The sequence below is a fragment of the Arthrobacter sp. NPDC058130 genome (assembly GCF_042884475.1).
GTDB lineage: Bacteria > Actinomycetota > Actinomycetes > Actinomycetales > Micrococcaceae > Arthrobacter.
Map to the genome: position 1 here is coordinate 80164 of NZ_JBHVTV010000002.1, position 21413 is coordinate 101576.

23 protein-coding genes and 2 pseudogenes are annotated in these 21413 nt (G+C 65.6%); 8 read left to right on the forward strand and 17 right to left on the reverse strand.

What is annotated here, in order from left to right; all coding sequences use genetic code 11:
* Positions 1–61: 61 nt before the first annotated feature.
* From ACFVTM_RS04470 to ACFVTM_RS04490, 5 genes are all read right to left on the reverse strand, one after another.
* A complete protein-coding gene (locus tag ACFVTM_RS04470) occupies positions 62–1471 on the reverse strand; it encodes an aldehyde dehydrogenase family protein (protein ID WP_390202188.1) in 1410 nt (469 codons plus the stop codon).
* A gap of 68 nt (positions 1472–1539) precedes the next feature.
* Positions 1540–2859, reverse strand: coding sequence for a flavin monoamine oxidase family protein (locus ACFVTM_RS04475; protein ID WP_390202189.1), 1320 nt, complete (start codon positions 2857–2859; stop codon positions 1540–1542).
* A 12-nt stretch (positions 2860–2871) separates the two neighbouring features.
* A complete protein-coding gene (locus tag ACFVTM_RS04480; RefSeq protein ID WP_390202190.1) occupies positions 2872–3204 on the reverse strand; it encodes a cupin domain-containing protein in 333 nt (110 codons plus the stop codon).
* A gap of 55 nt (positions 3205–3259) precedes the next feature.
* A complete protein-coding gene (locus ACFVTM_RS04485; protein ID WP_390202191.1) occupies positions 3260–4051 on the reverse strand; it encodes a MoaF C-terminal domain-containing protein in 792 nt (263 codons plus the stop codon).
* Between the two features lie 58 nt (positions 4052–4109).
* Positions 4110–5564 carry an APC family permease gene (locus ACFVTM_RS04490; RefSeq protein WP_390202192.1) on the reverse strand — a complete coding sequence of 485 codons (1455 nt, stop codon included), beginning with the start codon at positions 5562–5564 and terminating at the stop codon, positions 4110–4112.
* 209 nt (positions 5565–5773) lie between these two features.
* Here ACFVTM_RS04490 and ACFVTM_RS04495 point away from each other — a divergent pair, with 209 nt between their 5' ends.
* Entirely contained in the window at positions 5774–6388 is a 615-nt protein-coding gene (locus tag ACFVTM_RS04495; RefSeq protein WP_390202193.1) for a TetR/AcrR family transcriptional regulator, read from the forward strand.
* A gap of 41 nt (positions 6389–6429) precedes the next feature.
* Positions 6430–6681 carry a hypothetical protein gene (locus tag ACFVTM_RS04500; RefSeq protein WP_390202194.1) on the forward strand — a complete coding sequence of 84 codons (252 nt, stop codon included), beginning with the start codon at positions 6430–6432 and terminating at the stop codon, positions 6679–6681.
* Positions 6682–6701: 20 nt separating this feature from the next.
* On the opposite strand, the gene ACFVTM_RS04505 is transcribed toward ACFVTM_RS04500, so the two are convergent.
* Positions 6702–6911 (reverse strand): hypothetical protein, encoded by a 210-nt coding sequence (locus ACFVTM_RS04505; RefSeq protein WP_390202195.1) that lies wholly within the window; start codon positions 6909–6911, stop codon positions 6702–6704.
* Positions 6912–6963: 52 nt separating this feature from the next.
* On the opposite strand from ACFVTM_RS04505, the gene ACFVTM_RS04510 reads away from it, so the two are divergent.
* Entirely contained in the window at positions 6964–8304 is a 1341-nt protein-coding gene (locus tag ACFVTM_RS04510; RefSeq protein WP_390202196.1) for an FAD-binding protein, read from the forward strand.
* 40 nt (positions 8305–8344) lie between these two features.
* Here ACFVTM_RS04510 and ACFVTM_RS04515 read toward each other — a convergent pair whose 3' ends face one another.
* The 3 genes from ACFVTM_RS04515 to ACFVTM_RS04525 form a co-directional block, all read right to left on the reverse strand.
* On the reverse strand, positions 8345–8869 hold the full coding sequence (locus tag ACFVTM_RS04515) for a methyltransferase family protein (RefSeq protein ID WP_390202197.1): 525 nt from the start codon (positions 8867–8869) through the stop codon (positions 8345–8347).
* Between the two features lie 145 nt (positions 8870–9014).
* Entirely contained in the window at positions 9015–10166 is a 1152-nt protein-coding gene (locus ACFVTM_RS04520) for a DUF2382 domain-containing protein (protein WP_390202198.1), read from the reverse strand.
* Positions 10167–10496: 330 nt separating this feature from the next.
* On the reverse strand, positions 10497–10763 hold the full coding sequence (locus tag ACFVTM_RS04525; protein WP_390202199.1) for a GlsB/YeaQ/YmgE family stress response membrane protein: 267 nt from the start codon (positions 10761–10763) through the stop codon (positions 10497–10499).
* A gap of 320 nt (positions 10764–11083) precedes the next feature.
* Between ACFVTM_RS04525 and ACFVTM_RS04530 the strand changes: the two genes are divergently transcribed.
* From ACFVTM_RS04530 to ACFVTM_RS04540, 3 genes are all read left to right on the forward strand, one after another.
* Positions 11084–11356: a hypothetical protein gene (locus ACFVTM_RS04530; protein ID WP_390202200.1), complete on the forward strand. Its 273-nt coding sequence runs from the start codon at positions 11084–11086 to the stop codon at positions 11354–11356.
* Between the two features lie 36 nt (positions 11357–11392).
* Entirely contained in the window at positions 11393–12034 is a 642-nt protein-coding gene (locus ACFVTM_RS04535; RefSeq protein WP_390202201.1) for a hypothetical protein, read from the forward strand.
* Positions 12035–12128: 94 nt separating this feature from the next.
* Positions 12129–12623: a DUF1801 domain-containing protein gene (locus ACFVTM_RS04540; RefSeq protein ID WP_390202202.1), complete on the forward strand. Its 495-nt coding sequence runs from the start codon at positions 12129–12131 to the stop codon at positions 12621–12623.
* Positions 12624–12633: 10 nt separating this feature from the next.
* On the opposite strand, the gene ACFVTM_RS04545 is transcribed toward ACFVTM_RS04540, so the two are convergent.
* From ACFVTM_RS04545 to ACFVTM_RS04570, 6 genes and pseudogenes are all read right to left on the reverse strand, one after another.
* Positions 12634–13035 (reverse strand): cupin domain-containing protein, encoded by a 402-nt coding sequence (locus ACFVTM_RS04545; RefSeq protein WP_390202203.1) that lies wholly within the window; start codon positions 13033–13035, stop codon positions 12634–12636.
* Between the two features lie 8 nt (positions 13036–13043).
* The gene (locus tag ACFVTM_RS04550) at positions 13044–13376 is read right to left on the reverse strand and encodes a carboxymuconolactone decarboxylase family protein (protein WP_390202204.1); all 333 of its coding nucleotides are present in this window, start codon (positions 13374–13376) and stop codon (positions 13044–13046) included.
* 183 nt (positions 13377–13559) lie between these two features.
* Positions 13560–13967: pseudogene (locus ACFVTM_RS04555) on the reverse strand (aldo/keto reductase); the annotation flags it as partial.
* A gap of 20 nt (positions 13968–13987) precedes the next feature.
* Positions 13988–14869 carry an aldo/keto reductase gene (locus ACFVTM_RS04560; protein ID WP_390202205.1) on the reverse strand — a complete coding sequence of 294 codons (882 nt, stop codon included), beginning with the start codon at positions 14867–14869 and terminating at the stop codon, positions 13988–13990.
* Between the two features lie 18 nt (positions 14870–14887).
* Entirely contained in the window at positions 14888–15919 is a 1032-nt protein-coding gene (locus ACFVTM_RS04565; protein ID WP_390202206.1) for a zinc-binding dehydrogenase, read from the reverse strand.
* A 103-nt stretch (positions 15920–16022) separates the two neighbouring features.
* Positions 16023–17471 (reverse strand): MFS transporter, encoded by a 1449-nt coding sequence (locus ACFVTM_RS04570; RefSeq protein WP_390202207.1) that lies wholly within the window; start codon positions 17469–17471, stop codon positions 16023–16025.
* Between the two features lie 102 nt (positions 17472–17573).
* On the opposite strand from ACFVTM_RS04570, the gene ACFVTM_RS04575 reads away from it, so the two are divergent.
* Positions 17574–18455 (forward strand): helix-turn-helix transcriptional regulator, encoded by an 882-nt coding sequence (locus tag ACFVTM_RS04575; RefSeq protein ID WP_390202208.1) that lies wholly within the window; start codon positions 17574–17576, stop codon positions 18453–18455.
* Positions 18452–18694: pseudogene (locus ACFVTM_RS04580) on the forward strand (NAD(P)H-binding protein); the annotation flags it as partial. The gene ACFVTM_RS04575 and the pseudogene ACFVTM_RS04580, both read left to right, overlap by 4 nt.
* A 140-nt stretch (positions 18695–18834) precedes the next feature.
* Here ACFVTM_RS04580 and ACFVTM_RS04585 read toward each other — a convergent pair.
* Together ACFVTM_RS04585 and ACFVTM_RS04590 are read right to left on the reverse strand one after the other, a co-directional pair.
* Complete coding sequence (locus ACFVTM_RS04585; RefSeq protein ID WP_390202209.1) at positions 18835–19518, reverse strand: DedA family protein; 684 nt, start codon at positions 19516–19518, stop codon at positions 18835–18837.
* 227 nt (positions 19519–19745) lie between these two features.
* The gene (locus ACFVTM_RS04590) at positions 19746–21296 is read right to left on the reverse strand and encodes a phospholipase D family protein (protein WP_390202210.1); all 1551 of its coding nucleotides are present in this window, start codon (positions 21294–21296) and stop codon (positions 19746–19748) included.
* Positions 21297–21413 lie beyond the last annotated feature (117 nt).

Sequence of the window (21413 nt, forward strand, 5' to 3'; positions counted from 1 at the left end):
ACCATCCGGCCCCAACCGGGTTTACAAAGCGCTCACCTCAGAACCGGCCCCCGGGGGAGCGTCAGCCGTTGATGACCTGGGGGATGCCGAGGGCTTTGAGGCCTTCGGTGCCGAATTCCAGGCCGTAGCCGGACTGCTTGGCTCCGCCGAAGGGGATGCGCGGGTCCACGGCGCCGTGTTTGTTGATCCAGACGGTCCCGGCCTCGAGCCGGGCGGCGACCTTGCGGGCTGCTGCGGGGTCGGAGGACCAGACGGAGGCGCCGAGCCCGACGTCGAGCCCGTTGGCCAGGGCGACGGCCTCGTCCACGGTGGTGTAGCGGATGATGGGCAGGGCGGGGCCGAACTGTTCCTCGGCGACGAGCGGGTTGTCGTTGGCGATGTCGGCGACGAGGGTGGTGGGGTAGAAGTGGCCTGGCCGGTCCTGCTCCGGGTTGCCGCCGGTCAGGATCCGGGCGCCGGAGTCCCGGGCGGCGTCCACGAGCCCTGCGACGATGTCGTACTGGGCCCGGTTCTGCAGCGGGCCGAGGACGTTGGCCTCGTCCAGGCCGTTGCCCATCGGCATCGCGGCGGCGACTGTGGTGAGTTCTTCGCAGACGGCGTCGTAGATGTCCTCGTGGACGTAGAGGCGTTTGAGGGCCGCGCAGGTCTGGCCGGTGTTGATGAACGCGCCCCAGAACAGGCCCTCGGCGATCGTCTTGGGGTCGGCGTCGGGCAGGACGATGCCGGCGTCGTTGCCGCCGAGCTCCAGGGTGAGGCGCTTGACGGTGTCGGCGGAGGATTTGATGATGGCCTTGCCGGTGGCGGTGGAGCCGGTGAACATGACCTTGCCGATGCCGGGGTGTTCGGCCAGCCGGGCGCCGACCTCGCGGCCGCCGGAGACGGCGGTCAGGAGGCCGTCGGGGAGTTCCTGGTTGAGGATTTCGACGAGGGCCAGGACGGAGAGCGGGGTGTATTCGGAGGGTTTGACCACCACGGCGTTGCCCATCCGCAGGGCGGGGGCGAGCTGCCAGACGGTGATCATCATGGGCCAGTTCCAGGGGCCGATCGCGCCGACGACGCCGATGGGCCGGTAGTGCAGTTCGGCGCGGGTCTCGCCGTCGTCCACCAGGGTTTCCGGGTCCAGGGGCGTGGCGGCGGCCGTGCGGAGCCAGGCGGCGCAGGCGCCGACCTCGAAGCGGGCGTTGGGGCCGTTGAGCGGCTTGCCCTGCTCGCGGGAGAGCAGCCGGGCGAGTTCCTCGGCGGAGCGTTCGACGGCGTCGGCGGCCCTGAGCAGCGCCGCGGACCGGGCGTCGTGGCCCAGCGCGGCCCAGGCCGGCTGCGCGGCAGTGGCGGCGGCGATGGCGTTCTCGAGGTCCGCGACGGTGTGGACCGGCGCCTCGCCGACCGCGGTGCCGGTGGCCGGGTCCAGGATGGTCCGGGTCGGGCCGGACGTCGGGGTGATCGAGGCGAGAAGGGCGTCGTAGGTTTCCATGGTTTCTTCTCCACTAGTGGTCAAGGGAATCCTGCTGAGGTGGGCGGGACTGGGGGTGAATAGCGTGTTCAGTTGGCGCCGATGGTGGCGCGGGACTCTACGGTCAGTTGATCCGCTACGGCTCTGGCTGCGTCGAGGCCGCTTTCGATCGCGCCATCGATGAACCCCCCCCAGCCGTTGGCGAAGTCGGATCCGGCGAGGCGGATCCGGCCCTCGGGTCTCTGGAGCTCGGCAAGGGAACCCGTGAGGTAGCCCGTGTAGTGCATCGGCCAGGTGGATCTGGAGTGTTCGTCGTCGATCCAGTTGTGACCGGCGATTTCGAGGACCTCCAGTCCGGGTACGAGCGAGTCGAGGTGACGTTGGGCAGCTACGGGGTCGTCGACGTCGATGGCGCCCGCGTCGGGTCCAAAGCAGACGAGGGTGGTGCTGTCGTGGTCAATGTATTCGGCCTGTACAAAGTTCAGCGCCCCGTTTTCAGGGCCGAGGGCAACGAACCGCTCCTGGCGGCCTTTGACCTTGATCCAGAGTTTGGCTCCGCGCCCGGCCTGGCCCCTGGCTGCCGCTGCCAGTTTGGCGGGGGAAAGAGCGGGCTGGATGTCCAAGCCGTTCAGCACACTCAGGGGCAGGGCGAGGATGATTTGCCGGGCCGCGTACTGGTGGCCGTCGGCGGTCTGGACGAGGACACCTGTGCTGTCCTGGGCGATGGAGACTACGTGCTGGTTCAGCCGCAGCTCGGCCGTGGAGTCGGCAAGGATGGCCTCAGCGAGGCGGCGGGTGCCGCCGTCGATCTTGAAGCTGGCGCAGGCTTCGAACATGATCTGCCACGAACCGGTGGCGACGGCGCACCAGCGCAGGGCCTGCGTGTAGGCGGCCTGGTCGAGCCTGCCGTTGAAGTTCAGTGTCCAGAAGGAGCGGAGGAGCTGGCGCTGCTCGTCGGGCAGGTCGAGCCGGTCGATGGCCTCGGAAAGCGTAATGCCGTCGATCTCCGCGACTTCGGGGCTGGACAGCGGAGAGAAAGGAAGCGGGAAAAAGTGGCGCGAGTCTGCCAGGAGGGCCTGGTTCGGGGCATCGAGCAGTTCCAGCAGACTGTCCGCGCTGCCTTCGTGGAGCTGGCCGTTGGCGGTCCAGAAGGCCTTGGTGAATTCCGGACCGGGGACGGGGCTGATCCCGTAGCGTCCCATTTCCGCCCAGACGTAAGGCTGGGTCCAATGCACCCAGGTGCCGCCAAGTTCGAGGTTGCGGCCCAGCCGTTCGTCGAGGTGGGTGCGCCCCGCGATGCGGTCCCGGGCCTCGAGCAGGGTGGTGGAGTGGCCGCGACGGGAGAGTTCACGGGCGGCGGTGAGGCCGGCGAACCCGGCGCCGACGATGATGACATCGGAGGTTTCCAAGGCGATTCTCCCTTAGCTGTAGACGAAGAATTCGACGGTGGGTTCCAGGACGGTCCAGCGGGTCATCGCTCCCTTGGAGAGGGAGGCCATGGACCCGGCTGTGAGGTCGAAGGTGTCGGCGCCCTTGACTTCGATGCGCAGGTGTCCGGAGACGATGTAGATGGTTTCGTCGTGGTCGATGGGCAGGTCGAAAGGTTCGGGCGACTGCTCGGGAGTGACTTTCCAGATACCGGAGCTCAGCGCGTCGTTACCGTTGTCGCCCGGGCGGCGAAGCCATTGCACTCTCCCGAGCTCGAAGGGTTCGAAGGCTGCGTCGGTGTGCTGGGCGTGGAAGATCTGGGACATGGGGTTGCTCCTTGAGTTTGGTGTTGGGACCGGCTCGGCGGTCAACCGTAGGCGGTTAGTGTTTGTGGGTGTCCTGCGGGTATTCGGTGGTGTTCAGTACGCTGAGCCGTGAGTTGAACGGCAGGATGACAGGCACGGCCGCGGGGTCGTCCCAGCCGAACATCCGCCCGATCGAACGCTGTTCTCGGAGATCCACGAGCAGCACGGCTTCAACGGTCATGACTTTCTCGGTCCAGAAGAAGATGTAAAGGTCTTCGGCTACGGCCCAGGTCATGCAGCGGTCCGTATCTGCGAGTCCGGCCTCGCCGCCGCGGACGCAGTTCCACGTGAACGTACCCGGGTTCAGGTAGATGTGCTCGTAACTCTCAACATCGCTGTAGCGGTAAAAAATCCGCTTCCCGACCAGGCCGGAGGACCTCTCGTGCACGGTTGTCGAACCGTCGGCGTTTGAGCGTGTGAATGCCGTGGTGCTCCGGACCCTGCCGTCCAAGGTGACGAAGGAGGAGAGTCCGCTGGTGACTGCGCCGGTGTTGCGGTCGAAAATGATGGTGACGTTTTCGGCGTCGCTGCCCTCGCCGCGGGCGAAGTCGATGATGAAGACGCCAGGACGGGCTTCGATTGCCTTGTAGATTGCTGTTCCACTTCCTGAGGGGCCGGACCAGACAAGGGAGGACGCGTCCTTGAAGGCGTATTCGGTGATGGAGCCCTCGGGTGCCGTAATGTTCAGGGCTGTGTTGGACAAGGCAGAAGAGGCAGGCAGGGTCTGGTCTCCGAATCCGTCCAGCATGGCTGAGACGGGGGGCCATTCGTCTTCAGGAATGTAGTCCTGGATCTCTGTGGACGTCATGAGTTGGTTCCTTTCATCGGGCACAGGGGTGCCTTCGGTATGGCGAATCGGAAGTGGATCACAGGATTTCTGCTGCGTAGTTGATGGCGGGCTTTTGATTGCCCCGTACCAGCCCGGCCGCGAAGAAAAGAGGGATGCCGATGAGCAGCCAGCGAGCGACGCCGCCGGCGCCGCCAAGCAGGACGTCGTAGTTATCCAGCGTCAGGTAACCGACCATGATGAAGGCAATCAAGGACAGCGCGGGAGCGATTACGGTCACCCAGAGGTTGTCGCGGTTGCCCGTTCTGGCGAAATAAACGAGGATCGCGGCGGAGGTCACCAACAGAATTGCGATGAATCCGGCCGTGCCCAAAGCTACGAACCACGCGAACACGGTGGTAATGGGGTCCGCGCCGGCCAGGAGGAAGGCGCTGATGATGACTAGGACGACGAGCCCGTTCACAAGGCCTGCAGTAGCCGGGGCGCCGGTCTTGGAGACTGAGGAGAGTTTGGCGGGGAGTGCGCCGGCCCGTCCGAGCGCAAACAGGTAGCGCGAGAACATGTTGGACAGGCCGAGGAGCATCGCGATGAAGCTTGTGACCACGAGTACTTGCATGGCGACGCTGAGCCATGACCCGGCACTGGCTTCCGCCAAATCGAAAATCATTCCCGAGGGGTTTTCCGCAGCGGCCGCCTGGATATTGTCGATTCCGATGGCGCCGCTGATGGCCCACGTGGAAACTGCGTAGAAAACGCCGATGAACGCGATGACGAGGTAGGCTGCGCGCGGAATCGTGCGTCGAGGATTTTTCGCCTCCTCGGCAAAAACAACGGTTGCTTCGAAACTGGTGAAGCACGCGAAGGCAAAAAGCAGGGAAATCCCCAGGCCGGGGCCGAAGATGTTTGAGCTGGTGAATCCCTCGAATGTGAAGATTCCCAGGCCCTTCTGGGCTACGAGAGATACCACCAACGCCGCTATGACCAGCGTTTCGCCGAGGATGAGAACTCCCAGCACTTTCAGGCTCGCGTCGACGCCCCGCATCGTCAGCCCGGTAGTTACCGCCAGAATGGCCAGGATCCAGACGTAGACAGGAAGTCCGATGCCGGTGAGGCTTTCAACCAGCTGCTGGGCAAACACGCCGAACTGTGCCCATAGGCCGATCTGCAAGCTGAGATAGGTCAATATCGCGATTCCCGCGCCGCCCGTGGCCCACTTGTTGCCCAAGCCTTTGGCGATGTAGGCCACGAAGCCGCCGGCGTTGGTGATGTGCTGACTCATCCGCAGGTAGCCGACCGAAAAGAGCGCAATCAACAGAGCGGCGATGACGTAGATCACCGGCGTTCCGGGGCCGCTGGCGGAAAAGAGGACGGGGCTTGCGCCCACGACCGCGGCCATCGGTGCGGCCGCCGCGATGGCAAAAAAGGCAACGGCGACAACACCGAGCTTGTTCGCTCTCAACCGTGCCGAAGTCGCCGTCGGGATGGGATCTTCTACTTCAGGACGTGCGGTGGTCTGACTGGATTCTTGATTCATTGGTGGATCCTTCACGAGTGCAAAGTCGACGCCGATGCGGAGGGTGGGAAGCCTGCTGTCGCGCGCCGGTGCGCAGCAGCGAGGGCGGAAGCTGTTCGTGGGAGGGCCGGATCATTGGGTGATCTGGGCCACAGCTGAAACTATACGTTTGTATAGTTTCAGCTGTCAATGGGTGATCTTTGCGATGCTCACGCGGCTAGACTCGCTGTATGAGCCAGGAATCCCGCAAGCTGCCGTACGGAGATGGTCGCGATGCGCTGCTATCAGCAGTGATCGACGTGGTCGCAGAAAAGGGCCTCAGGGGAGTGACGTATCGGTCCGTGGCAGCGCGCGCGGGTGTCAATCACGCCTTGGTGACGCACCACTTCGGGTCTTTGGAAGGGCTGCTGGCCGCCACCATGGAGTGGGCGGTGCAGAGGTCAATTCAGGAAACCGGTCTGGCCGGGATCGCGGACCTTGACGAAGACTTTGCCGACTCACTCATTGCAACGGTCTCAGCTGAACCCGAACTGCAGTTGTTCCAGTTCGAGATGATCCTCGAGTCGAGGCGCAATCCGCAGATCCGGTCCATGGTGGAGCGTCTCTACGAGAGCTATGTAGGCACTGTTGAAGAAGCCTTGAGCAAACGAGGGCTCGACACCAGCGGTGAGGCTTCCTTGGCCATTTTCGCCGCACTTGACGGCCTCATGCTCCAATTCCTCACGATCAGCAACCCAACGAAAATCAGGTCAGCAGTGACCCAAGTAGGCCAGCTGGTGTCCCGACTTCGGGAGTCCAGTAGCGATAATGATGAACCCCGGCGCCAGATAACTGCGACGAGCTAGCCGCTGCCCTGTCGATGATCCCCTCCTGGGGCCACCGCCCTATGAAGGCGGCGGTTTCTGGGATCAGGCCACTGATCAGGAACGATCTCATCCGCTGCGCGACCGCCGAGCAGATGTTCGTGCAGCGGCGAGAACACCTGCCGCTTGAACCGGCGTTCCACGAGCATTTCGCCTTTATCACCCGGGTCAATGGCTCGCTGTCTCCGGCAACCCGGGAGTTCATTAAGCACGCGCAGAGGCACATCGAATTGCTTCAGGACACGGGAAGGCCGCCTCGAGCCGACGCGCCCTGAGAATCAACACGGTCACAAACTCACTCGAGAGCGTAGGCTCCGGAGATGACCCAGATTGACCGCAGGGGCTTGCTCGCAGCTGCAGCTGTCAGCGTCGCGGCCGCAGGAATGGCTGCCTGCTCACGGTCCCAAGCGCCGGTGCCCGGCGAATCGGCCAGTACGGAGGCGGCGCCGGCAACAGCGGGGCCTACATCAGCGGCGCCGGACTGGAAGGGGCTGGCGTCACGCATAACGGGCCAGCTGGCGCTTCCTGGAGGGGGTGCCTATAACCAGGTGAAGTTGGTGGAGAACCCGCGCTTCGACGCCTCGCAGCCTTTGGCGGTTCTCTCGGCTGCCTCGTCCCAAGACGTTTCCGTTGCAGTCCGCTTTGCTGCCGAGGCAGGCGTGCCTGTTGCGGTTCGCTCTGGGGGCCACAGCTACTCCGGCTACTCGTCCGGGGATGCTCCAGCGGCGGGGCTCGCGCCCTCATTGGTCATCGATGTTCGGAATCTGTCGGGCATCACGGTAAACGCTGACGGTACTGTCACGGTGGGGCCGGGGGCCTCCCTCATTCGAGTCTACGAAGCGGTGGGCCGGACGGGCAGGGCCCTCGCCGGCGGGTCCTGCCCGACGGTTGGCATTACCGGCCTGACGCTGGGCGGGGGCGTGGGCGTTCTGACGAGGGCTTATGGCTTGACCTCGGATGCTCTTCAGTCTGCCGAAATCGTCACCGCCAAGGGCGAAGTTGTGGCCGCCAATGCCCGAGAGAACGCCGACCTGCTCTGGGCATGTCGCGGAGGTGGGGGACAGGTCGGGGTGGTGACGTCCCTGACTTTCCAAACGGTGCCTGCTCCCACCATCTGCACGGCCTACCTTCAATGGTCATTCAGTGACGCTGTACCGGTAATCCTGGCCTGGCAGAAGTGGGCTCCGAACGCCGATCCGCGGCTGTGGTCCACCCTTAAACTGCTCAGCGGAACCCGCCACAAGAGTCCCACTATCCAATTGACGGCGACGTGGACCGGACCCTCATCGGAATTCGACGGGCAGCTTGCCGGCCTTCATAACACAGCGGGAGTGCTGCCCGTGGTCAAAAGTGTGCAGCCCGACCGAAGCTACCTCAGCGTTATGTTCGGCTACGCGGGGTGCAGTGGTCTCCCCGTCGGGCAATGCACCACCGGCCCAGGCGGGTCCTTGCAGCGTGAAGCCTTCAGTGCGACGTCACATGTGCCCTACGACCTGTTGGACGTGACCGGCGCCTTCAGGCTGGTCGACCGATGTGTCCTGGGCCAGCAGTTGGAGGGTGCCCGCGAAACAGCGGTGTCCCTGGACGCCCTGGGCGGAGCCGTCACTGACGTCGAGGACGCCTCGACCGGATTCGGCCACCGGAAGGCGTTCGCCACCGTCCAGTACACTGCCACTTTCGACGACGGCGTGGACCCGGCCCCGTTCGATACTTTCGTTAGGGACTCGCGGGACGCAATGAAACCGTTTTGGGATACCAGGGCGTATTTCAACTATTTCGATTCCAGCATCGCTGACCCCGGCCCCGCGTATTTTGGCGACCACGCGGCCCGTCTCTCCGCTATTCGATCGGCGGCAGACCCCGCAGGGATCTTCGCCTTCCCGCCGTTCCGGACGTAGCGTCCGGTGGGCACTCCGGGAGCGGAGTCCCGGGGACGAGCTACCCATGTTCTGATTTGGGCGCTGGCGGCCTGAGCCGCGGCCACCACCCCGGAACGTTGCGCCGGTAGTCGAGATACTGCTCGCCGTAGGTGCTAATGAGGGTCGGCTCCTCGTAGCCCTTCACGAATGCGACGACCGCGGCGAGGACGGTCGCGGCGTAGAGCACGAGCCACCAGCTGCCGAACAGCAGCGCCTGGCCGAGGATGATCGTGAGCACCGCAAGGTACATCGGATTGCGCACGAAATGGTAGACCCCCGTCACGACCAGCGTCTCGGTCGGGGCGACCGGAGCGGGCGTTCCGCGGTGCAGGGCGAACAGCGCGAAGGCGTGCAGGAGGAAAGCCACCCCGACAGCGATCGCGATCCAGGCGATCGGCACGACGACCCAGGCCGCGCCGCCCCAATCGAACCACCGCCAGTCGGAAATGAGCCACGGGATGAGGCCCGCGACGACGCCGGGCGCGAGGAAGAGGAAGGCGATCGTCCCGATCCACGCGCGTGCGGGCGAGGCTGACTGTGCCATGCGCGTCAGGCTAGCCCGATTCCTCAGAGCACGCGAGGGGGTCCGCCTCTGCGCGCGATCTGTTTCGGGCCCAGCTGCCGACGGCCCACCGGGTGCTCCCCGGGCGGGCGACCGGCGCTGCCGGGGCATTTTCTGGTTCTAAGGTTTAGCCGCGGCTCTCCTCGGATCCTTCGGTATCGATGTGTTCTTTGCGGACTTTCTCCTTGATGGTCACGTCTTCGGTGACCGTTTCCGTGCCGATGTGGACCCGTTCGACCGGAACGGTCTCCTTGGTGACGATGATTCGTTCCTCGTGGAGGATGACTTCGTTCTCATCGTCCGCACGATCCGCTACCTCGCCTCGGTTTTCCTCCGCAATCGGTTCCCGCTCGATGCGTACTTCCTCGCGCTGCACCGGAACCGTCCTGGTTACGTATTCCGTGGTGACGTATTTGCGCAGGCGCGCTCGGCCGGTGCCCGGCTGCTCGGCGCCCCCGTCCGTGCGCGGCTGCTCGGCGCCCCCGTCCGTGCGCGGCTGGGACTGTTCCAGGGCGTCGTCGGTGGAAGGGGCAGTGGTGTCGGATCCAGTGCCGGTGCCGGTGCCGCTGCCGGTGCCGGCGGCGGGGGTGGGGGTGTCGTATCCGGGGATGCCGGTGGCGGGAGCTGGGGCGCTGCGGCCAGTTCCGGTGGCGTCCTGGGCGGCGGGGGCGGTGGTGTCGTATCCGGGAGTGCCGGTGGCGGGAGCTGGGGCGCTGCGGCCAGTTCCGGTGGTGTCCTCTGCGGCGCGCGCGGTGGTGCCTTGTGCGTCTGGGGCCGGGGCGTCATCGGTGGCGGCAGGAGGCGCGCCGCGGTCTGTTGCGGTGGTGCCTTGAGAGGCGGGGGCAAGGGATTCGTCGGCGGTGCCGGCGTACCCGGTGGTGGCGGGGGCTCCGGTGCGTTCCGTTCCGGGAACGGGGGTGGAATCTGCAATATCTCCAGTCGCCTCGGTGTCGGCGCCTCCGGTGCCGAGTTGATAGTGCTGGTAGAGCCGGTCTTCCTCGGCAGGCTCTAGGGCCCGATCTGCATCGATCCGCGGCGCATCCTTGACCTGGTTCTTGCTATAGGGGACCACGATGTCATTTCCCTCTTCTCGGGCACCTTCAAGGGGCACGAATGATTCGGACATTCCGAAAATTCCCGTCCTGACGGTTACCCAGCTCGGCTGTCCGTCTTCGTTGTCCACGAAAACCTGGCCGATGGAGCCGATCTTTTCTCCGTCCCCTGAAAGAACATTTGCGCCTTGGCTGAGCAGACGATCAATTTGTTCGGTGGTGAGCATGACGTTTCCTTGAATCTCATAGGTTTGATTGGTGCGTCTGGTCGGGAACGCCTTGATGGAGCACCCGTATACCTGGCAGAACGCCCTGAGCTGGCCGGGCGTAGGAGACGCCCGCGCCGAGACGATCTGACTGGGGGGACTGGCCGCCTGAGAATGCACCGTTGACTGCAATGCCAGGGCAATTTCACGGTGCACTCGCCAGGCTCCTTTGGTGTCGGGATTCGCCGGGTGCGGCCGCGGGCACCATGCCGTGCCAAATTCTGATTCTGCCCGCAGGACTCTAGCAATTTCCTATAATGCCGCTTCGGGCAGACTTTGGCCTGATGGCCGCTATACCCGGCTTCTGCGGCCGGCTACCGCGCCGAAGATCAGCAGCACTATGACGGCGCCGAGGATCGAGAGAAGCCAGGTTCGCAGATCGAAGAAGTCGCCAAGGCCTCCACCGAAGATCAGGGAGCCGATCCAGCCGCCGAGGATTGCCCCCACGACGCCCAAAACGAGGGTGATAATCCAGCCGCCTCCCTGCCGGCCGGGCAGGATCGCCTTGGCAATGGCTCCCGCGATGAGTCCGAGAAGGAGAAATCCAAGAATTCCCATGTCTGTCAGTCCTTTCGGTATTCCGGTCGTGGAATGCGGCCGTAAACACGATCTAATCAGCATGCTTACTAGCGCGCAATACCTCTTGGGCGACGGCCTGTGTGCGCCCTCATCACGCGCCCGCAGTGGCCTGTCAGACCAAGGTGGAAGCCGTTCCTGCTTCCACCCCGGGAGGCGCCGACCTTCGTGCTTGACGCCCACCCGGCGGCGGGCACTGACTCAGCCCGGGCGGCCGCGTCGTGGCGCCGTCCCCTTACCTTCCCTGCGATCAGTTGTTAGCGTGAGAGAGAGGTTGCCTGCCAAAGGAGCTGGAAAATGCTATGAGCAACGAACCGAACGGGCCGGGCGAAGGCGTGCGTGACGGCGAACGGGACGGAACCCGTCACATCCCGCGGGACCCGAGGGACGATGAGGGAACAACGGCTACTGAACGCCCCGGTCCCGGAGAGCAGGGCGAAGCCCGGGAAGCGGGCCATGGCAAGCCGCCCGGCGGCACAGACGATGTGGCCAGAGCGCCCGGCCCGGCCGAGGACCGAGACAGCGAATTGCCGGATACCCGGGGCCTGACAACAGACACTTCCCCCAGCGAGTAGGACGACTCGGTGCACCCCTGTGGTGCGCGGGCGTGCGTGCGCCCGGTCAGAGGCGGGCGCGCCTTTGCCCTGTCGGACAATAAATGCAGTGTCTATCCTGTTGGCAAAGACCGGTGCGACACACGGTCCACAGGCCGCCGGCACATCCCGGGCATCAAGCCCGACGCCACGCCCCGGCAGGAAGCCCACGTCTCCAAGATCGCATCGCTCGTGGTGAAATTCGGTGCACTGGTATTCGTCATTGCCATGGACCAGTCGGCAGCAATCAACATGCAGCTCCTCGGCGGTATCTGGATCTTGCAGACCTTCCCGGCCATCGTGGCCGGGCTCTACACCCGCTGGTTCCACCGGTGGGCCCTCTTTGGCGGGTGGGCAGCCGGCATCATCTACGGCACCATCGCCGCTTACAACGTGGTCAATCCCGTTACGAAAGCAAACTTTGGCGGCTCCATCGCAGCCATCCCAGGCACGGACATACAGCTCTACATCGCTGTCGTTGCATTTGCGATAAACCTCATCGTCGCCGCAGGACTCTCCTTGCTCTTCCACGCCATGAAGCTCTCCGATGGGAAGGACATCACCCGCAGCTCTGACTACGGCGCCGACGAGAACGATCCGAAGGTCGCCCAAATCCAGCGCGAGCACCCACTCGCAGAGCCCGGAGCCCCCAACTTCTAGGTCATGACATGCCTGGACATCGAGGTTTGGTGGCAATTTGGATCGGAGAAACTAGCTAGCTGCTTCTCGCGCTGCGTGAGGAATAATGCTCTCCATGACCAGTGGGGAGATCGGTAAGAGGGAAGCCGAAAAGCCGGCCACGCGCGCAGCGGCACATGCCGACGCCGCCACTACGCTGCCGGAAGCCATGACCGGCAGGGCCAGCCCCGCGAAAGCGGCGATCGGGGACAAGCCGGTCTTCGCATATATCGCCAGCCTGCCGCAGCCGCAGCGCGGCATTGCCGAAACGGTCGATGCGCTGGCGGCAAAGACGCTGCCCGATCTCCGGCGCTCCGTGAAGTGGGGCATGTCGTACTACGGCGTCGGCGACGGGTGGTGCTTCAGCTGCGGCGGCTTTGCTGGGCATGTCAAGCTCATGTTTATCAATGGGGCGGCGCTCGAGCCTGTACCGCCGGTGACACCAGTGGGGATGGGCAAGTCGACGCGGGGTGTGGAGCTCGAGTCCCTGGACGACATCGACGAACGCCAGATCGCGGCGTGGATGAAACAAGTCGCGTCCGTGCCGGGCGTTGGGGGCAGGAAGCGTTGAACCCGACTGGTTAGCGGCCGTCGTACTCGTCGTCTGTGATGTGTTCGTTCCACGTGGTGGTCTTGGAGGGGTCTTCACCGTTTTGGAGCATGGCGATGTGTTCCATGAAGCAGCCGGGGGCGGCGGCGTGCCAGTGTTCCTCACCGGGCGGGGTGTAGAGCGTCTGGCCTGGGTGGACTTCGATGATTTTTCCGTCCCGGGTACCGAAACGGCCTACACCTTGGGTGACGCGCAGGTACTGGCCGTGCTGGTGGGAGTGCCAAGCGGTACGTGCCCCGGGCGCGAAGCGGACTGTGGCTACAACCATCGTCTGGTCGCTCTCGTGGGGAAGAGCGATCGGATCCAGCCACACGTCGCCGACGAATTGGGCCGACGGGTTCTTGGCGGTCGGCACAGTGGGTTCGATATTCATGGTCTTCCTTACTTGTTGTCTGTGAAGAGCTGCTTGGCGACGCCCATCGCGGACATGCCCTTGGGCCAGCCGGCGTAGAGCGTGACATGGGTGATGGCTTCTTTGAGCTCCTCTTGGGTGAGCCCATTTTCGAGGGCGCGGCCGAGATGGGAACCCAGCTGCTCGGTATTGCCGCCAGCGGTGAGCACTGCCACGGTGATAAGGCTGCGGTCCCTGGCGGAGAGTTCGGGCCGGTTCCAGACGTCCTCGAAGAGCATGTCGTCGGTGAGCTCGGCCAGCTTCGGGGCGAAGTCGCCGAACATCTTTCGGCCGCCTCCGAGCTGCTTGGGTTGGTCAGTCATGATGTTCCTTCTTTCGGTTTGGACTTGGAAGTGGTCGGTTGTTCGCGGTGTGAAGCTCCTGCCGGGCCGTGGCGCTCGCGTCTGTCACCGTCGTCGTGCCGTTGGCGTCAGTTCGTGCGCGCCGTAGCTGTTGTCGTCGGGGTTGACCGTCACCCCGGGGGCGACGAGCTGGTCGATGCGGTCCAGGGCGCCGAGGGTCTCCTCCACGTCGGTGTCGGGGTCGGGCCGGTGGACCTGATAGAGGTCGATGTAGTCGGTGTTCAAGCGGCGCAGGGAGTTCTCGACCGCGCGGATGATCCAGCGGCGGGATCCACCGCGCTGGTTCGGGTCGTCACTCATGGGCATGAAGAACTTCGTGGCGAGGAAGACGTCGTCGCGCCGGCCCTGCAGCGCCTGCCCGACGATCTCCTCGGAGGCCCCGCCTGAGTAGACGTCGGCGGTGTCGATGAAGTTGATGCCGGCGTCGAGGGCCCGGTGGATGATGCGGTGAGCGTCGGCGCGGTCCTCGTTGCCCCAGGGGCCGAACATCATCGCACCCAGGCATAAGGGACTGACCTTGACGCCGGTGCGGCCAAGGGAACGGTATTCCATGCTGATTCCTTTCTCTAGTCTTAGGCTTCGGGGATGACCATCGAGAAGCGCTCCGGCCGGGCCTCGTCGGGGTCGGGTCCGTTGCGCACGCCGGTGTCGAGCGCGTCGATGCCGGCGAGTTGGTCGGCGCTGAGTTCGAAGTCGAAGACATCGAAGTTTTCGGCGATGCGTGCCGGATTGGTTGATTTCGGGATGGCTGAGCGTCCCTGCTGCAGGTGCCACCGGAGCATGACCTGGGCGGGGCTCTTGCCGTGGGCGTGCGCGATGGCGGCGATTGTCGGGTCATCCATGACGTTCCTGCGGTCCTCGCCCCAACCGGGGTAGAAGGTGATGCCGCCGATCGGTGACCATGCCTGCGTGAGGATCCCGTGTCCGGCGTCGGCAGCCTGGACGTCCGGCTGGGTGAAGTAGGGGTGTAATTCGATCTGGTTCACGGCTGGGACGACGTCGGTCGAGGCCAGCAGCTGCTTCAGGTGGTGCGGCATGAAGTTGCTGACACCGATCGCCCGCACCCGCCCGTCGGCAAGCAGGGTCTCCAGCGCCTGATAAGCGGCGATGGTTTTCTCGAACCTGTCGGGTGCAGGCTGGTGCAGGATAAGCAGGTCGAGATGATCGACGCCGAGTTTGGCGACCGCCTTCTCCCAGGCGTGCAGCGTCTCGTCGTGGCCGTAGTCGCTCACCCAGACCTTGGTCTCGATGAACACCTCCGAACGATCGACGCCGGAACGGCGGACGCCTTCGCCGACCTCCCGCTCGTTGCCGTACGCGGCGGCGGTGTCGATGTGCCGGTAACCGGTGGCCAGTGCGGCCTCGACGGCCGCCGTCGTCTGCTCCGGGGGGCTTTGGAAGACGCCGATCCCGAGGGCGGGCATGATGACGCCGTTGTTGAGTGTGATGTCCATGCGATCCTGATCCTGTCGTTACGGGTGGATGAGTACTTTGAGCGCTTCGCGGTCGGCCATGGCCCGGTAGCCGGCAGGAACGTCGTCCATGCCGATGGTGCGGTCGAAGACCTTGCCCGGCTCGATGGTTCCGTTGAGCACGAGTGGCAGCAGTTCCTCGATGTACGCGCGAGCGGGTGCGACGCCTCCGGTGAGGGTGATGTTGCGCATGAATTCGGGGAATCCGAGCGGAACGTCGGCGAACTGCGGCGCGCCGACGCGGCTGATGACGCCGCCGTCGCGGACTACGCCGATGGCCATCTCGATTGCCGGCTTGAGCCCGACGGCTTCGAGGACGGCGTGGGTTCCGTCGCCGTTGGTGAGTTCCTTGACCCTGGCGATGCCCTCTTCTCCGCGTTCGGCGACGACGTCGGTGGCACCGAATTCGCGGCCGAGTTCGGTGCGGGCCCGGTGCCGGCCCATGAGGATGATGCGCGAGGCGCCCATGAGTTTGGCGGAGAGAACGGCGGAGAGGCCGACTGCACCGTCGCCGATCACGGTGACGCTCTGGCCGGGTTTGATGTCTGCCTTCTTGGCCGCGTGGTATCCGGTCGACATGACATCGGACAGGCTCAGCAGCGACGGGATCAGCTTCTCATCGAAGCCGGCGGGGACGACGACGAGGGTGCCCGCTGCCTGGGGGACCCGGGCGAATTCGCCCTGGCCGCCGTCGCCGTGGCCGCCCCAGCGCGCACCGTGGCGGCAGGAGGTCTGCAGGCCTTCCTGGCAGAAGTCGCAGGTGCCGTCGGAGGCGACAAATGGTGCGATGACGAAGTCACCGATCGCCAGGCCGGTCACCTCGGGACCGAGTTCTTCGACGATGCCGACGAATTCGTGGCCCATGCGGGATCCTTCAGCGGACTCCGGCCTGGAGGCGTAGGGCCACAGGTCGCTGCCGCAGATGCAGCCGGCGACGATGCGGACTATTGCGTCGGTGGGCTCCTGGATGGTGGGGTGGGGGACGGTTTCGACGCGGACGTCGCCGGCGCCGTACATCAGTGTTGCTCGCATGTTGGGATTCCTAACTACTTTGTCTGGTGTTTTTCAGTCAACACCGGTCACGGACCTCTAGGGAGTGCATGTCAGTACCCCCATGGAGTGCGGGGTGGGTGCTTCAGCGGGTGGTCCCGGCCAGGGCCACGGGCCGCGCCGCGGGTAAAGTCCTGGTGCGGCGCTCGGCCATTTCCGCGGGCAGGATGAGTGCCGCGGCGACCGCCAGGGCCAGGAGCAGGAGGATGCTGCCGGTCGTGAGCGCGGCGCTGACCTGCGCGGCCAGGTGCGCCGTGGCCGGCCCGGAGGGGACGGCAGCTGCGGCGGCGACCGCTATGCCGAGCCCCAGGCAGGTGCCCACCTGGTGGAAGGTGTTGACCAGGCCCGACGCGGCGCCGGCGTCGGCAGCGGGGGCGCCGCTGATGCCGAACGAGGTCAGGGGCGCGAAGGCGAACCCCTGGCCGGCGCCGATGAGGACCATCGGCAGTGCGACGCCCGTCCAGTACCCGGAATCGACCCCGACGCGGCTCAGCCAGAACATCCCGGCGAGGGTCATCAGGATCCCGGTCAAGAGGGCTACCGAGCCGGGCATCTGCCTGATGAGTCTCGGGATGCTCATCGCGACGGCGAAGTTCACGGCGGTCATGGGCAGGAACCCGAGCCCGGCCTGCAGCGGGTCGAAGCCGAGCACTTCCTGCATGAACTGGGTGGTGAAGAAAAAGAACCCGATCATAGCGCCCAGGTAGAGGAAGCGCGCCACGTAGGCGCCGGTGCGGCGGCGGCTCCTGAACAGGCGCAGCGGCATGATGGGCTGGGCGGCCCTGCGTTCGATCAGCACGATCACGATCAGGAGCACGGCGCCGGCGCTGACGGCTGTGAGCGTGACCGGCGAGTTCCAGCCGGCGTCGGCGGTGTTGATGATCCCGAACAAGAGGGCACCGACGCCGAGGGTGGCGCTAAGGGCCCCGAATACGTCGAAGCGTCCGCGGGCGCGTCCCGTTTCGGGCAGGAACCGGGGTGCGAGGGCGATCATCGCCGCACCGATGGGCACGTTGACGAAGAATCCGGCCCGCCAGGAGATCCAGCGGGCCAGCGCCCCGCCGATGACCAGACCGAGGCTGGCGCCGATGCCTGCGGTCGCGCCATACAAGGCGACGGCGCGGGTGCGTTCGCTGCCTTCCGGGAAGCTCGCGGTGAGCAGGGACAGCGAGGCGGGTGCGACGATCGCGGCTCCGATACCCTGGACCGCCCTGCCGGAAATCGCCCACCAACCCGCCGGGGCCAGTCCGATCAGCAGGGACGAGAGCGAGAACACCACCAGACCGAACACGAACACGCGGCGCCGGCCCAGCAGGTCACCCGCCCGGGCGCCGAGGAGGAGCAGGCCGCCGAAAACCAGCGTGTAGGCATCCTGAACCCAGGACAGCTCACCGGTGCTCAGCTGCAGATCTGCCTGCACGCTCGGCAGCGCGGTGAAAATGACCGAGTTGTCCAGCAGGATCATGAAGTAGCTGGCGAGGATGATCGCCAGGATCGCTGCCGGATGGGCAGCCGTTGCGGGTGCAGGTTTCATGCTTTCAATGCAACCGTGATTACTTGGCGGCCGGGAGTCACTGTCGTTCCGGGTACTGCCGGTCCCTCCCTCGAGCATCAGCCGCCGCGTAGCGTGGATGCCATGACACACAGCGACGACGTGCGGAAGTTCCTGACCTCCCGCCGAGCCAGAATCACGCCTGAGGAGGCGGGACTGCCCCTCTATGGCGGCAACCGCCGGGTCACCGGCCTGCGCCGTGAAGAAGTCGCGATGCTCGCGGGGATGAGCGTTGACTACTATGTCCGGCTGGAGCGAGGAAACCTCTCCGGTGCCTCAGACAGCGTCATCGAGGCGCTCGCCCGGGCCCTGAAGCTCGACGACGCCGAAACGGCCCACCTTTTCGACCTCGCCCGTGCCGCCACCGCGTCCCCTCGCGTGCGGCGCAAGCGCAGCCCGCAGACGGTGCGGCCAAGCGTGCAGCGCGTTATCGACGCGATCACCGCGGCCCCGGCCTGGGTCCGTAACGACCGCGGCGATGTCCTGGCCTCCAACGAACTCGGCCGGGCCCTCTACCTGGACCTGATGGCAGAACAAACCACCCCGCCGAACAGCGCACGGTTCACCTTCCTGAATCCGAGAGCGCGGGAGTTCTTCGCCGACTGGGAACGCAGCGCGGACGACATCGTCGCCGTCCTGCGGTCCACCGCCGGAAAAAACCCCTACGACAGAGACCTCACGGACCTGATCGGTGAACTCTCAACCCGCAGCGAGGAGTTCCGCACCCGGTGGGCCCGGCACGATGTGAAGTACCACCGGACCGGCCGGAAGCGGCTCCACCACCCGATCGTCGGGGACCTGGACTTGAGCTTCGAGGCCCTGGAACTCCCTGCAGACCCGGGACTGCGCATCAACGTGTACACGGCCGACCCCGGGTCGCCGTCGGAAGATGCGCTGAAAGTCCTGGCCAGCTGGGCCGCTACCCAGCGCGAAACCCCAGCGGACGCAGTCAAGGAGAATAAATGAGCCAGCGTCCCTCCACTGTTCTGATCGTCGGTGCTACCAGGGAACGGGACGTGCGGGACAACGACTACACCGGCGTCACCAACGTCCTCCGCGCACTGGGCGGCCGCCGGACACGTGTCGCGCTCATGACCGCCATCGGCACCACCCGGCCCGGCGTCGCCTACGCCCAGTGGAAGCTGCGAAGCGAGCGGCTTGTCCGTGCCAGCGGCAACCCCTATACGATCGTGCGGCCCGGCTGGTTTACCCGAAATGTTCCGTGGCGACCTCGCCACAATCACGGCAGGAAGCCTCAGAGCGGGGGACTAAGTCCGAGTTCCTACTCCCCATGGCAGGCACGGGCCGGGGCAGGGGTTGATCCCGGGCGAGACGGTTGCCGGCATCATTCGGCGTCGGGTATGCCGTCCCCTGCCTCTTGCGCCGACTTGAGCTTCCGGCGCCTGCGACGGCGCCAGACGATCACCAGGCCAAGCACGACGATGGGGACCAGCACCCAGCCGCCGATGTCGAGGGCGTCACCGATGGCATGGGCCAGCGCCCCGGCCAGATAGGCGAGAACGCTGAGGCTCGCGACCCAGGCGATGGACCCTGTGATGGTCCACAGCAGGAACTTGGGCCACGGCATTTTGGCAGCCCCCGCGGCAATGGCGCCCCAGAGCCGGACGACAATGACCCAGCGGCCGAAGAACAAGGCTGTGCCGCCGTGCCGTTCGAAGAACGACTCCAGCTGGACGATGCGATTCTCGTCGGCGTGGAATCGGTGTGCAAGCCGCATCATCAACGGACGGCCGCCCACCCGGCCAAGTACGTAGCCAATCGTGCTCCCGAGCATGGCGCCCAGGCTGCCGACCGCGATAACGGCAGCAAGGTTCAGATCTCCGTGGCGCGCCGAGGCGTAGGCCCCAAGCAGCACGGCCACGGCGGGAAGTGGTACCCCGGCGCACTGGGCCAGCACAATCACGAAGACGCCGAAGTAGTATGCCCATTCGTCCTCAATCCCTGCCTCCGCGGCGATGAAGCCTGCCCAGCCGAGGGCCACGAAGCGGAGGGCAACTAATCCGGTCATCGCTCACACCTCACTCCGCTGCTCCGCCGCGGTTCATCATGACGGTCCCCGCGCTGCCCGCGTTTGTTCTGCGGTTGAGACTCCCCGCGACGGCACCGGGATGGCCCTTGTCTACCCTTGTGCCCCGGCCGCGTCAAGAGCACGCTGCGGCCCCAGCCCCAGCCCCGGCGCTTCGGCAGGAGCGCAGGGCGGGAAGGAGCGGCCCTCCCTGCACGAGAATTGATCGCCTAGAACCGGGCAGTGCCGCGCAGCCGGCGGGGGCGGCCGTCGGGGTCCACGATGAGGCGGCTGATCGGATCCGCCCAGAGACGCTGGAGGGGCGGCACGGGTTCTGGAATGTGGTGTCGCACGTGTCCTGTGGGGCGGGGCAGGCGGCCGTCAGTCTCGTGCCAGTGGTCCAGAGCATCGGCGGTGGTGTTCCAGAGTTTGAGCCCGGCCGCCGGGTCGTGGAGCCGGGGATCGTCCTGGTCCAGGCCCAGGTGTTCGGCCCAGAGTTGAAGCCGGAGCCCTTGGGCCAACGGCCGGGAAGCGTCGTGGCCGGTGTCTGCACCGGACGGTTCCCGGTTGCCGGCAGTGGTGTCAAGTACCGCGCAGGTGAGCTCGCTGTCGGTGGTCCAGGACCTGCGGTTGAAGTTGTCCGAGCCGCAGGTAAACCAGGTGTCGTCGATGATGCAGATTTTGGCGTGGACGTAGATCGGAGTTCCGCTGCTGTTCTCCAGGTCGAACACGCCGACCCTGTCGGGCGCGACCCGGCGGAGCATTCCGATGGCCCGCAGTTGTCCGATCCGGCTCGACGGCCCTGCGAGGGGGCCGTCGGAGTCGGGGTAGCGGGGCACGACGGCGATCACGTTCAATTCGGGGTTCCGCTCGAGGGCCTCCGCGATTCCTGTTGCGACCTCCGTGGACCACAGGTACTGGTCCTCGATGTAGATCAGGGAGCGGGCGCGGGCGAAGGCCTTCGCGTAGGCGAGGGCGACGCTGCGCTCTCCGCGGGGTGCGAACGGAAACGGCGGACGTCTAACGCCGTAGGTGCGCAGCAGCTGCACGGCGTGCGGGCCCGCCGGCGGTGGCGGCGGCGCGGTAGCCGGGAGCGGTTTGGGGTGCCGGGGCATTCGGGCCAGGCGCTGCAGCAGGATCCGGTAGGGAGTGCGCCGGTCCAGGGGATGGGGGTCGTTCCACCGCTCAGCGAATACTGCCAGCAAGTCTCCCACCACGGGGCCACGCAGTTCGAGGGCGGCGTCGTGCCATGGTGGCCGCTTCCCGTACCGGGAATCCATGGTGACCGCTTGCGGGTCTCCCGCGTGGTCGGCGTCGTCCCGACGGCTGTGGGAAAGGTCGAGCCCGCCGACGAACGCGACGTCCCGCGACGGATTGTCACGACGGCGGATGACGAAGATCTTTTGGTGATGCGAACCGAACAGACGTACCCGCTGATCCAGCAGCACCTCTCCGCCGGCCTCGTTGATTTCGCGGCCCAGGAGCTGGTTGGATCGGCCGCTGATCGGGGCCGATACGCGCTCTCCGTGGGATCTCCAGACAAGGCCCCGCACTTCGACGCCCGCGCGGGCCAAACCCGCGAGCAGATCGCCGATCGACGGTCCGTCCGCCAGCAGCCGCTCATCGGCGTCGCCACGCCAGTCGGTAAACCACACCCGGTCTCCCGCCTTCAGAGCCGTCAGCTCCTCATGCAGCCGGGCGAAGTAGGTCGCTCCATGAATTAGGGGGCGTACCAGGTTGCCCTCCGACCACGGCGGCGACCCGGCGTCGCCCGCTTGCACGTCGGTGGCCAGGTTCCCCCGCTCAGCCCGGCTTAAGAACCACCTATCAGCATCATGTCCACTGAATCCTTCTTTCGGGGCCGGGGCCACGCTGTCCATACGTACAGACTAGGCCCG